Origin of the sequence: Prochlorococcus sp. MIT 1011 (assembly GCF_047305235.1) — a bacterium.
GTDB lineage: Bacteria > Cyanobacteriota > Cyanobacteriia > PCC-6307 > Cyanobiaceae > Prochlorococcus_B.
Genome location: NZ_CP138983.1, coordinates 1,541,602 through 1,553,798 on the forward strand (window position 1 = coordinate 1,541,602; position 12,197 = coordinate 1,553,798).

Consider the following 12,197-nt stretch of genomic DNA (forward strand, 5'->3'; position numbering starts at 1 on the left):
GAGAAATTGACTAAGAACAAATTTCTTGTGCCTTTAATCTCACAAATCTATGACTATCATTCAAAAATAATTTAGCAAACTCTTTTCTAATATGTATTTGCCTATTTTGTAATACAAGCAAGGCCGTATATCTATTTTTCCAATAAGGTGTAAGCCTATCATTGGAAATTTGATTTATCTTATTATAGAATTTTGTATCACTTAAACAGGCTAAAATTTGTATGGCTGAAGATTTAAATTTCATATAATTAGGCCAATGGTCTGATAATAAAAAATCTACTTTATCTAAAATTGTTTTATCATATAATTGCTTAGCTAATAATATTTTATATGCATTTATAAAGAAATATATTGCTCCATAATCTGATTTAGCTCTATCCCAATTATTATTTAGATGATACAAAACTTCGTCTGAGGGAGATTTTTCTAACTCCTTCATTGATTGATAACACCTATTAAAATCAGTATGAAAAAGTTGGTCTATCAAAAAAGCTATATCTTTTTTAAAATTATTAATATATAATGTATTTATCGTTTTTGGATCATCAAGAATTATTGAATCTATACAATTAAAGATATTTATATTTTTGCAACATAATATTTCACCAATCCAAAGCGAATCTATTGCCTTTAATTTAAATGATGGAGAAACTGGGGCTTTTATTAAATCTGGTAGAACAGATATATGACCAGCATTAATAATATCTTGAACCGCACAATGTCTATCATTTTGATTAGATAGTCTCAAGAAATCCTTTAGATAACTAAGCTTATCCTCTTCACCACAAAGTTTGATTAATGCTGCAAAAGATGCTCCTTTAACTCCATTTGAGGATTGCGTATCTGTTGATAATGATCTTATCTTATCTATTTCTTTTTTAACTCCTAATTTAGTTAAGGTTTGTATTACTATTCTTTTGTTCTCAAATTGCTTATATAATATTGAACAAATACTATTAATAATATTAATATCATCACATTTAAGTTTGCCTAATGACCATATGGCTGTCTCAACGAGATAATAATCATCATTTTTTAGAAAATCTGCAATAATTGGTATAGCCTTTTTACAATCAAAAATAGCAAGTACTTCTATCGCTTTTCTTTTTGCTATCTTATATTCAAGTTGTTCATAGTCATATTTAATAAAGTCAAGAAGTATAATTTCTGATTCTTCACAAGGGAAATTTGCTAAGTGAAATACAGCTTTATAATAGTCGGATAAAATCTTAACTTCAGAAACTGGTTTTCTAAGAATATTGATAGCATCTCTTTTCTTGATTTTAGGTAGATTATGAAATGGATTGGATTGCACTTTAAATTTATGGATCTTTATTTACTAGATAAGCTATGAGCATTATATTCAGCATAAAATTGATGCTGAATATAAAAAGATATTATTTATGAAAATACATGTAATAACATTGCAGCTAATACTTTAGTCTAGATTATATAAGAAGCTTTTAAGTCGATAATAAAAAGTGGCTAATTACTCGAAAAGTAAACTAACAACAGAAGAACAGAAATCAAACACCCAGGGTGGCGAACAAAATATAGAGAGTAAGAAAAAATCAATTCAAGACGACATCAAGTTGTTAATAAAAGGTCTTAATGATGAAAATGGTTTAGTTAGAAGAAGTCATGCAGAAGCTTTAGCTCAAGTAGGTACAGCCGCTTTGCATGAGTTAATTAATGCTCTTCTCAATAGTAAAAACGTAATACAAAGAAGAGCAGCAGCCAAGACTCTAAAGTTAGTTGGGGATCCAGCAGCCTTGCCTCATTTAATAAAAGCACTTACCAATGATTCAGATTCTGTAGTGCAATTCTCTGCCGCTGGTGCAATTGCGATTTTTGGCGAGGCTGCTGTGAATCATTTAATCATTATTTTGGAGAGTCAAGAATATACAGAAATGCAATATGGTCTTGCAGCATGGTGTTTAGAATTTATTGGATCCAAAGCACCAAATGCAATAAAAAGAGCAGCTAAATCAAAAAATATAAATGTTAAATCAGCCGCAATTTCCGCACTTGAAGAACACATTAGAAAGTCGCAAGACCAAGAAGCAATACAGCTAGTAGAAAGTGCTATTAATGATACTGATGAAAATGTTCAGATTGAAGCTATTAAATTAGTTGGTAAATTATATAGAATAGAATCATTTATTCCAACCTTAATATCAAAATTAAAAAACAGCAGTGTAGATATTCGGAAAACTTCTGTATTGTCTTTGATGCAACTTAATATTAACGAAGCCATAAGCCCTCTCAAAGGCCTCCTTAAGGTTGAGCAGGATAAAAATGTTAGAACAATAATTAAATTAGCTATAAAAAAAATTGATAACTAAAAGAATTAAAGCATAATCAAGAATATTCAATATTTTTATCTCTTAAAATATCTTCTTTTATCATTGGATCAATAGATTTATCATTTAATAATTCATCAAATAAATCATCAACAGTCTTGTCTTTCATTTCCAAAAGAGCGCTGATAGAAGCTTTAGCTCTTAATAAGTCTTTATCTCTACTAATTTTGATCAAAATATTTTTACCAGTATCCCCTAATTGCCTCAAAAGAGAAATAACAGTCAATATTATCTCAGGCGCGTCGTCTTTAATTGCTGATTCTACTACTAACATCTCGGCCTGAGTTAATTCTTCTAAATTAAAATTAACGACAATTTTGATCATCGTTTTAAGGCAGCTAACTTTAACAGTTGTATTATTAGTATCCATATACAATGGAACGATTGACTTTAAAGTCTTTTTTCCAAATCTTCCCAAAGCTAATATTGATTTTCTTCTTAAAAATAAATCTTCTTCCTTGAGATTAGCTAAAAGATTATTCATAAATTTAACCTCAAATTCTTTTCTTAAGATCAAAAATGCTTGAGAATTAATATTTGGATTTGGATGCAAGAAATCTCGATACAGCTCTATATATTTATTTAAATCTAAAGAATTAATCATTATAATTTCAAATACTTATTTAAAACTAGTAAGAATATTTAATTAAATTGATTTATTTTTATGCTAGTGCGTTTATTAAATAATCCAATAATCCTTTAAATTCCGTTTCGGCTTGCTGACTCATAAGATCATTTATTTTAATTTCATCTCGAATAAAAATAAATGCTTCTATATATGCAGCTGTTGGTAGTAGCTGTATACGAATAATTTCTCTCATACCTGAGATTCCCCATTCATCTAAAGGACCAGTGCCACCAGTTACTAAGCAATAATTAATAAGACGCAAGTAATGATGAATATCTCTCACGCACTTATCTTTATTAGCCTGCTCATATGAGCCATTTTCATACACAGCATCAACAGCAAGATTAGTAAATTTATCAAGACAAGAAGCAAGTTTTTCTGCAGCCTCTAGACGAGCTTTTGCCCTATCAAAAGAACCTTTCACAGACTCAAAATCGCTCATGCTAGGAAATCTTCCTGCTGCATCAGCTGCGCTTACAACGGTTGTAACTGCAGATTTCATAATGAACTAATAAGAGTTGGTTGGAAGTGCTCTAGAAGAGGAATTAAAATTAAAGTTGAATATTCAACTCAAAGCCTCTATTACAAGATCAAAATAGGATGCTGCCTCCGCCGCGATATCTTGACATTGTGCTCCTGAGCCAGAATTAATTCCCTTAAACATTTTTCTTCCTGTATTTGTCTCAGTCATAATTGCTACTGTGGCAATCTTCATTATTTCAACTGCCCGAATAGCGTTAGAAGTTGGGACTCCAAGAGCTAAATAAGTTTCTTTTAAACCATTGAGACATCTATCTTCAAGAACAGATGGATCCCCTGCAAGAAGGGCGTAGCTTACATATCTCAAAATAATTTCTCCATCCCTTAAACAAGCTGCCATTCGACGCGTTGGATAACAATGTCCCCCTGGCTGTGTAAGTCCAGTATTTTCACAAACTATCCCTGCTACTGCATCTGCAGCTATGCAAGAAACATTTTGAGTAATTGCAAGGGTTGCATCGATTCTTTTATTTGCATCTGCTACGTACTTTCTTAAATCTGAAAGATCCTCACTGCCAATTGCTGCACCTTTGGCGTCAGCACTTACAACTGTTCTAGAGAACGCATCAAGCATCTTTTAACCACCTAGGGTTTACAAGTAAACAAAGTTTAATAAGTAATGATTTACTAGTCATTACCTATTTAACTTAAGACTTATAGTCAAATTTCACTGAACGAGAACTCATAACGCAATGCTTCTTAACTGTAAAAGAATTTTTACTAAAATCATTCATAGAGTTATCTCAAAAAGCTTATAAGCAAAGGGGATATAATTAATTTGAGCTATTGTTGAGATAAAAAAATGCAAAGTCCTACAAAAGAAGAGTTGGAAGAATCAATTAAGGAACTAACCGAGTACAAAAATCGTCTAGAAAAAGAAGTAGTAACTATTTCAAATAAGCTGAAAATGCCTAAGGAAAAAATCAACGCAATTATCAAATCGCATTCAGAGCTTAATCAAATTAAGATAATACTTTCCAAACTAAATAAACAAAAGAAAAATGTGACTTCTAGTTTAATAGCATAACTTTATTTTATCTGCTTAAATAATATAAAATGATCTTTATTAATATAGCTAAAACTAAATTCAAATCAATTTATTTTCAGTCTATAAAATGAAAAAATCAAACAATATATTTTTGAATGGATTAAACCAAGCTCAGTCTCAAGCAGTTGATCATTTTCATGGTCCATTATTAGTTATAGCAGGGGCAGGTAGTGGTAAAACCAGAGCACTTACTCATCGGATTGCGCATTTAATTATTGAATATAAAGTTGATCCAAGCTCTATTCTTGCAGTCACGTTTACCAATAAAGCTGCTAGAGAAATGAAAGATAGACTTGAATTACTTTTAGCAAAAAGATTAGCAAATGTCAGTCATGGGAAGCCCTGGTCAGCCTTAGAAGTTGCAGAACAAAGACAAATACGTAATCGTATATATCGTGAAATAAGCCGTGAATTATGGATAGGAACTTTTCATGCCTTATTTGCAAGATTATTACGTTTTGATATTGACAAGTTCAAAGATCCTGAAGGATTAACTTGGACTAGACAGTTTTCAATATACGATGAAACAGATGCACAAAGTCTTATCAAAGAAATAGTTACACAAGACCTACAACTAGACCCTAAAAGATTTGAGCCCAAAAAAGTCCGCTGGGCTATCAGTAATGCCAAAAATCAATGTTTACTTCCTGATGATTTGTCAAAGAGTCAAGAAGGTCAGAGAGGCAAATTAGTCGCTGAAACTTATAGACTTTATAGGAAAGCTTTAGCTGCTAATAATGCATTAGATTTTGATGATCTTCTATTAATACCTGTTCAATTACTAAAGCAAAATGAACAAATTAGAACTTATTGGCACAATCGTTTTAAACATGTTTTAGTCGATGAATATCAAGATACTAATTGGACCCAATACGAATTAATTAAACAATTAGTTACCAATGGCAAAAATCCATCTTCTTTTAAAGATTGGAATAATCGATCAGTGTTTGTTGTTGGCGATGCAGATCAAAGCATTTATAGCTTTAGAGCTGCGGACTTTAGGATACTAATGGGATTCCAAGAGGACTTTGGGAAGAAAAGCCAGGACAATACAAATGATTCAACTCTCGTAAAACTTGAAGAAAATTATCGGTCTACCTCTACCATCCTCGAAGCAGCAAATTCACTAATTTCCAACAATAAAGAAAGAATAGATAAAGTTCTTAGAGCTACTAGGGGAGAAGGTGAGCCTATTAAACTAACAAGATGTGACGATGAAATAGCAGAGGCAGAGGCAGTTATTCATAGGCTAAGAATTTTAGATGCCTCGAATCCAGAATTAAATTGGGGAGATATGGCTATTCTTTATAGAACTAATGCTCAATCAAGAGCAATTGAGGACTCATTGGTTCGCTGGAGTATTCCATACATAGTGGTTGGAGGATTACGTTTTTATGACAGAAGAGAAATTAAAGATCTACTAGCTTATTTAAGACTTTTAATTAACCCATCTGACAGTGTCAGTCTTCTACGAGTTTTAAACGTTCCTAAAAGAGGGATTGGCAAAACAACAGTTCAAAGATTGAGTGATGCTGCTAGTCAATTAAAAATTCCTCTTTGGGAAGTTGTTAATGACCCCGAGGCTGTTAGATCTCTCGCTGGAAGATCTGCTAAAGGTCTTTTGATTTTTAGTGAGCTTATCAATGAATTACAAAGTCATCTTCTTTCTTCAAGCCCTGCTGAGTTAGTTCAATTAGTTTTAGAAAAAAGTGGCTACTTAAGTGAATTAATTGCAACAGGAACAGATGAGGCAGAGGAAAGAAGGCGCAATCTTCAAGAATTAGTTAACGCTGCTCTGCAATATCAGGAAGAAAGTGAAGATGCAAATTTAGAAGGTTTTTTATCAACTGCTGCTTTGTCAAGCGATGCAGATAATAAAGACACTGCGTCAAATCGAGTCACATTAATGACTCTTCACAGCAGTAAAGGTTTGGAATTTCCAGTCGTTTGTCTTGTGGGAATGGAGCAAGGCTTATTCCCAAGCTATAGATCACTTGATGATCCATCCTCACTTGAGGAAGAAAGGAGACTTTGTTACGTAGGACTTACTAGAGCGAAAGAAAAACTATTTCTCTTTCATGCATCTGAGAGGAGGATGTGGGGAGGGATGAGAGAACCTGCTATCGCATCTACATTTCTTTCCGAGATACCAGAAGAGCTTGTTAAAGGAGACATCCCATTATCTGGTGGAGCTACCTTGAGAAGAGAAAAAAATCTAGATAGGCTGACTAGAATTGATCGTCAAAGCAATAAAAAGACCTTTTCTAGTGAAGCTGAAAATGGAGTAAGAAAAACATATTCTGGTCCTTCTCCAGGGAAGAAATGGTCAGTTAGCGATAGAGTTATACATTCATCATTTGGAGAAGGCAAAATAACACATGTTTTTGGTTCAGGAGAAAAAATCTCACTCGCTATAAAATTCTCAGGGATGGGACCAAAAATATTAGATCCAAGACTAGCTCCATTGAAATTAATAGATTAGTAAACTTTAATTTAAAAAATATTAATTAACTAATATCATATTACTCATGGAATTATTTGATAAATCTACAATTGAAAAAGAGATAAAAGAATTACCAAGTGGAATTCTAACCATTCTATTCGATACAGCAATCTCAATCAATATAACTTCTATTGCAATTGTTGGAGGAATTGTAAGAGACTTAATAACAAAATCTAAAAATCAAGATTATGAAATCATCTTCAATGATCTAGATTTAATTATTGAAGGAGAGACATCAAGCTATATCAAGGAATTACAGAAAGTTCTTGGAGCAGAAAAAGTAAAAGTCATACGAGATAACAAAACTTATAAAACCTCAGAAGTAATAATTAATGGCATAAAAGTTGATATCGCAACTGCTCGCGAAGAAACCTATCCTATACCTGGAGAAAATCCAATAGTTGAATTATCTACTATAAAAAAAGATCTACTAAGAAGAGATTTCAATATAAATGCAATGGCAATTGAACTCAAAGATAATAGACTAATAGATTTATTTTCAGGATTAGAAGCTATTGAGAATAATGAAATAGACTTCTTGCATCAATCAAGTGTTTTAGAAGACCCAACTAGAATTATTAGAGCTTCTCGCTATTCTGCAAAGTTAGATTTTCACATATCAAATCAAGCCTTAAAACAAATAAAAGATACAATAAATAGTTGGCCTTGGAATTGGCATATTGGAGATAATAACGATTTAGCCCCATCAGCATTATCAATAAGATTAAAAATGGAACTAGAATTGCTTTTTAAAAGTAAATACTGGAAGAAAGCATTAAAAAATCTACAAGCCTGTGAAGGGCTAAAAATAATAGATTCAAAATTAAATGATGATCAGCGACTAATTGAAAAAATCTTCATCGCAAAGAGATCAAATATTGAACCCCTAACAGCATTGGTTTATGAATCTAAGAATCCTATCTCTCTAGCAAACAGATTACACTTAAATCAACAACAAAAAGAAATCATAGAAGGTGCTGTTCGATTAAATAAATATCTAAAAAATATAACAGTTAATAATTTATATAAAAATTGGTCGCCATCGAAGTGGACAACTAATCTAGAGGAAATAAATGCTAATGAATCTTCTTTTATGCTTGAAATATGTAGAGATAACCCTCTAAAGGAATATTTAAAATCTTGGCTATTTAACTGGAAAAATATAGATTCTCCAATAAAAGGAGATGATTTAATAGCCAAAGGTTGGGAACCTGGGCCAAAAATAGGAATAGAAATAAAACGGCAAAGAATGAAATTAATTGATGAAATAATTATTTTCTAAATAATTTAATAAGTATTTTCAAGAAATAAATCCTATTTTAATCCAAGGTCCTTGCTGTATAAGTTTTTCTGAATAAATAGATGAGCAACTAACAACTAAAGGGCCACAAGTTTGGGGGTCTACTAGAATTTTTAGCATAGTCTTATAAAACGATATATTGGCGGTAAAATCATTATATAATAGCTCGAATCTTAAGTTTTCATCTCCTTCAATATTTCTTAAAAAAATTTCATTTGAAGGAGCTAAAGTACTTTCAAATCCTTTATCTATAAGTTCTTTCACTCCATTATAAACTGGTATATGATCCAGCTCAAGAATAATTTTTAAGGGTTCTAAATTCATCTTTAATTGATCACTATTTGTAGACTCCAACATTTCAGATAAATGACCTAGCAAACCGAAACCAGTTATATCAGTACATGCATTAATAATTTTTGAGCTTGGATATAAATTTGTTAATTGATTAATGTAATTGATAGTCTCATGCTGACTTTTATTCATTTCTTTTAAAACAGAATCAAGTATATAAGGTTTTACTTGGCCATTCATAAATGCAGAAAATATTATTCCAGTGCCTAAAGAACGACTAATTAGAATTTGATCTCCTTTTTTCATTCCTCCCTTAGACCAAAAGTTATGATTATCATCAATAATTCCGTTTACAGTTAATGAGCTTTCAATTCCTAGAGAGAAAGGCTCTTCAGATATATTTCTTGACTCTAATGTATGCCCACCGATAAGTTTTGCTCCCTGAATAGTTAAAGCAGAATTAATACCTTCTAATACTTGAAATAACAACTCTTGCTGTAAATTATTAGGCAAAGATGGCAAGTTCACAACAGACTGTGCAGAGATCACAGATCCTCCACATGCCCAAATATCAGAGCAAGAATGAAAAGCTAAAAACCTCCCATTTAGCCATGGATCACTAATTAAGGAAGGGAATCCATCAACACTTTGTATCAAAGTCTTACTAGAATTTAAGATTCCAATATTAATAGAATCATCGATTGAAGATTCTATTAAATCCAATTTTTTCAATGCTTTACTTAATGGAGCAGAAGCTAATTTTGCTGCACACCCTCTACATTTAATCATATCTTTCTTTGCAAACATTTCTTTATCTATATCTTGAATTTGATTAAATTTAGAGACAAATTTTTTGTCAATTGATTCTTTCAATCTTGATAGAAAATCAAAAGGACCAATCATCAATTGACTCCAAGATATAAAAGCTTTGGATTTCTTATTTACATAGTTGATATCTAAAAGTTGTATTGCTTTTCTTTGAGGTTTCCATTCCTTAAGTTTTAATCCTTTATTTATTCTCTCTAAATTCTTTGCTAGTGGTTTAGCAGAACGAACAGCCCATACACCAGAAGAAGGGCGGGGGTGATCCTTAATAACTCCACAATCTCCTACAGCAAATAATTCTGGAAAATTAAGAACTTGAAAAGTTTTTTCTGTTAATATCCTCCCATCTTCATCTAAAGTGAAAACACTATCTTTTATCCACTCAAATGATGTGTTGCCAGTACATATTAATTTCGGATATAAAACAGATGGATCCTTTTCTATAATCTCAATCTTTAAATCTGTTAATTTTTTTAATAGATTTTTGCTAAGTTTTCTTTGAGATTTGACTTTTATTAAAATAGATCTTTCTGGCCATCTTTTCCTTAAAGCAAAAGCTATTTCGATCCCAGCGAACCCGCCACCAATAATCAAAAATGGCTTAGCAGAAGGATTATCCTTATGGATATCCTGACCGACAATAAATTTATAAGACTCAAAAAAAGGTTTAATTGGAACGGCTAAATCTTTATCTCCTCTAATTAAAGATTTAGAGTTTAAGTTAGTTTTTGTTCCTACATTCAAAGATAATAAAGAATATTCAATTTCTGGGCGTCCTGCTAAAATTAATTTTTTTTTCTTAGTATCAATCCCCTCAATTTCTGCCATCACAAATGAAACGCCTGCCTTTGAAGCTAGGCTCCTCAAATCAATTAGTATTTCATCAATCTTGTATTTACCTGCTACTACACCTGGGAACATACCAGAATAAATAGTACTACTTGATTTATTGACTAAAGTAATCATTCCGGCAGGCTTCAATTTTGGATTCATTACCCAGCGAAGCAGCACAAGGGCATGAGTATGACCACCACCAGCAAGAACGAGATGATCACTGAACATGATTTTTTGAATATTTCTGGGACACTATCAGATGCCTATGATTTCAAAAAAGCCAGATTAGGAATTATTGGCGGAAGTGGACTATATAGGATAGAAAATATTAAAAACATAGCCGAGTTAAGCTTAGATACTCCATTTGGAAAACCTTCTAATAAGTTACTAATAGGAAACCTATTTGGAATAGAAATTGTTTTTCTAGCTCGCCATGGAGAGCAACATAATTTAAATCCAAGCGAAATCCCATATAAGGCGAATATCTGGGCCATGCGCTATCTAAATGTTAGATGGTTAATATCCGCATCAGCGGTGGGATCATTACAAGAAAATATTAAACCTCGGGATATTGTTATACCAGACCAATTTATTGATCGAACTCATCAAAGGCCATTGACTTTTTTCAACAATGGAGTTGTAGCTCACATAAGCATGGCAAATCCTTTTTGCGAAATTCTTTCTCGAATACTGTCGCAAGAAATAGAAAAACTTTTAACCAAAGAGAAAAAAATGCATATTGGAGGAACATATCTTGCTATGGAAGGGCCAGCATTCTCAACAAAAGCAGAATCAAACTTATACAGAGATTGGGGATGTTCAATCATAGGTATGACGAACCATACGGAAGCTCGATTAGCAAAAGAAGCCGAAATCGCTTACTCAAGCCTTTCCATGGTTACTGATTATGATTGTTGGAATCAAAATTGTGAAAATGTATCTGTTGAGATGGTCATTGAGAATCTTCAGGAAAATGCAATCTTTGCAAAATCAATAATCTCTGCTGCTGCGAAAAGAATCTCCTTATTAAGGCCTTCAAGCTCTTTTCACAATGCATTAAAAAATGCTCTAGTTACTCCAAAAGAGAATGTACCAAATAAAACTAAAGACAAGATTAAATTATTTACAGATAAATATTGGGTTTAAAAAAAAACCAAATGACAATAATAAATGTCATTTGGTTTTTAGTTATTTCAAATAAATAGTATTTTTCTAGTTAAAACTAACCAGCGTTACCAATACCAGTGTATGAGCCGTAAAAGAAAATACCAAGAACAAAAATAACAGCTGTTCCACCTGCAGTAGCCACTAACCATAAAGGAAGTGCTCCCTCAGTCCACCGTCTTTGCCAGGAGACTGCAGGCATACCATTTGGCAGACGATCTCCTGCTCGTCCATCAGGTCCTTTTAATTTACTCATGATAAAGAGATTTAGTTAAAGAAGTAACTGGAAAAAAGAATTCCCATTACAAAAACAAGTAAGAGTCCAAGATAAAGACTTGTCCGGTTTAATTCAACCGGAACTTTATTTGGATTTGGATTGACTTGCATGGATAAAAAAGCAATCAGATGAAATTTGGTTATTTCAGACGCGTGTCAAGTTCAGCCTTGGAATCAAAGCGCTGAACAACAACAGGAGCTTTGCTTTCTCCAGCCTGAAAATACGTATCTGGTCTAGGAGTTCCAAAAGCGTCGTAGGCAAGCCCAGAAGACACAAATAGGAATCCTGCCACGAAGATCGCAGGAAGTGCCACAGCATGGATGATCCAATAGCGGACACTAGTAATGATCTCAAAAAACGGGCGTTCCCCGGTAGAGCCGGCAGCCATAGCCTCACTTAATCAGCTCAGTGATCTTATCAAGCG

At 32.6% G+C, this 12,197-nt stretch carries 13 protein-coding genes; 5 read left to right on the top strand and 8 right to left on the bottom strand.

The annotated features are described in order from the left end of the window. Positions 1–10: 10 nt before the first annotated feature. Entirely contained in the window at positions 11–1,315 is a 1,305-nt protein-coding gene (locus SIB75_RS09285) for a bilin biosynthesis protein CpeY (RefSeq protein ID WP_413683006.1), read from the bottom strand. 166 nt (positions 1,316–1,481) lie between these two features. Between SIB75_RS09285 and SIB75_RS09290 the strand changes: the two genes are divergently transcribed. After that, on the top strand, positions 1,482–2,345 hold the full coding sequence (locus SIB75_RS09290) for a HEAT repeat domain-containing protein (protein ID WP_413683007.1): 864 nt from the start codon (positions 1,482–1,484) through the stop codon (positions 2,343–2,345). Positions 2,346–2,361: 16 nt separating this feature from the next. On the opposite strand, the gene SIB75_RS09295 is transcribed toward SIB75_RS09290, so the two are convergent. The 3 genes from SIB75_RS09295 to SIB75_RS09305 all read right to left on the bottom strand — a co-directional run bounded on the left by SIB75_RS09295 (position 2,362) and on the right by SIB75_RS09305 (position 4,105). Continuing rightward, entirely contained in the window at positions 2,362–2,967 is a 606-nt protein-coding gene (locus tag SIB75_RS09295; RefSeq protein WP_413683008.1) for a glycosyltransferase, read from the bottom strand. A gap of 58 nt (positions 2,968–3,025) precedes the next feature. Next, entirely contained in the window at positions 3,026–3,493 is a 468-nt protein-coding gene (locus SIB75_RS09300) for a bleomycin hydrolase (RefSeq protein WP_413683009.1), read from the bottom strand. 63 nt (positions 3,494–3,556) lie between these two features. After that, positions 3,557–4,105 carry a bleomycin hydrolase gene (locus SIB75_RS09305; RefSeq protein WP_413389796.1) on the bottom strand — a complete coding sequence of 183 codons (549 nt, stop codon included), beginning with the start codon at positions 4,103–4,105 and terminating at the stop codon, positions 3,557–3,559. A gap of 228 nt (positions 4,106–4,333) precedes the next feature. On the opposite strand from SIB75_RS09305, the gene SIB75_RS09310 reads away from it, so the two are divergent. From SIB75_RS09310 to SIB75_RS09320, 3 genes are all read left to right on the top strand, one after another. After that, complete coding sequence (locus SIB75_RS09310; RefSeq protein WP_413683010.1) at positions 4,334–4,558, top strand: hypothetical protein; 225 nt, start codon at positions 4,334–4,336, stop codon at positions 4,556–4,558. A gap of 88 nt (positions 4,559–4,646) precedes the next feature. Beyond that, the gene (locus tag SIB75_RS09315; protein WP_413683011.1) at positions 4,647–7,061 is read left to right on the top strand and encodes a UvrD-helicase domain-containing protein; all 2,415 of its coding nucleotides are present in this window, start codon (positions 4,647–4,649) and stop codon (positions 7,059–7,061) included. A gap of 46 nt (positions 7,062–7,107) precedes the next feature. Further along, positions 7,108–8,364 (top strand): CCA tRNA nucleotidyltransferase, encoded by a 1,257-nt coding sequence (locus SIB75_RS09320; RefSeq protein ID WP_413683012.1) that lies wholly within the window; start codon positions 7,108–7,110, stop codon positions 8,362–8,364. Positions 8,365–8,382: 18 nt separating this feature from the next. Here the strand turns inward: SIB75_RS09320 and selD are convergent, their stop codons facing one another. After that, positions 8,383–10,560: a selenide, water dikinase SelD gene (gene selD, locus SIB75_RS09325; protein ID WP_413683013.1), complete on the bottom strand. Its 2,178-nt coding sequence runs from the start codon at positions 10,558–10,560 to the stop codon at positions 8,383–8,385. On the opposite strand from selD, the gene mtnP reads away from it, so the two are divergent. Then, a complete protein-coding gene (gene mtnP, locus SIB75_RS09330) occupies positions 10,546–11,478 on the top strand; it encodes an S-methyl-5'-thioadenosine phosphorylase (RefSeq protein WP_413683014.1) in 933 nt (310 codons plus the stop codon). The genes selD and mtnP overlap by 15 nt on opposite strands. A gap of 76 nt (positions 11,479–11,554) precedes the next feature. On the opposite strand, the gene SIB75_RS09335 is transcribed toward mtnP, so the two are convergent. The 3 genes from SIB75_RS09335 to psbE are packed head-to-tail and all read right to left on the bottom strand — an operon-like array spanning position 11,555 to position 12,161. Beyond that, positions 11,555–11,752 (bottom strand): photosystem II reaction center protein J, encoded by a 198-nt coding sequence (locus tag SIB75_RS09335; RefSeq protein ID WP_269609601.1) that lies wholly within the window; start codon positions 11,750–11,752, stop codon positions 11,555–11,557. A gap of 11 nt (positions 11,753–11,763) precedes the next feature. Continuing rightward, entirely contained in the window at positions 11,764–11,883 is a 120-nt protein-coding gene (locus SIB75_RS09340; protein ID WP_011294297.1) for a photosystem II reaction center protein L, read from the bottom strand. Positions 11,884–11,912: 29 nt separating this feature from the next. Then, a complete protein-coding gene (gene psbE, locus SIB75_RS09345; RefSeq protein ID WP_011294296.1) occupies positions 11,913–12,161 on the bottom strand; it encodes a cytochrome b559 subunit alpha in 249 nt (82 codons plus the stop codon). Positions 12,162–12,197 lie beyond the last annotated feature (36 nt).